A 233-nucleotide genomic window follows, 5' to 3' on the forward strand; every position below is an offset into this window, starting at 1 on the left:
TCTTTAAACAGAGGCACCGTCGCGTTTAAAAATGAAGAAACACCAAAAATGAGACCGATAATGAGACCGACTCCCCATCCTTCCATAATCCCGCCGATTACCGCCGGAATGTGCATGATGGTTGCATTTCCCGCCGCGGTGGGCACCGGAATATAACCGAGTCTGGTGACCCCGAGCAGGATTGCGATTGCCCCCAACACGCCGGCAATCACGATCTTGCGCACCGTAAGACC

At 53.6% G+C, this 233-nt stretch carries 1 protein-coding gene; it reads right to left on the reverse strand.

Translation table 11 applies throughout. The features are described 5' to 3' along the window. Positions 1-233, reverse strand: a 233-nt coding sequence (locus MXD62_RS09710) for an ECF transporter S component (protein WP_368862363.1), incomplete at both ends; no start/stop codon positions are given.

The sequence above is a fragment of the Frankia sp. Mgl5 genome (genome assembly GCF_023242985.1).
Lineage (GTDB): Bacteria > Actinomycetota > Actinomycetes > Frankiales > Frankiaceae > Parafrankia > Parafrankia soli.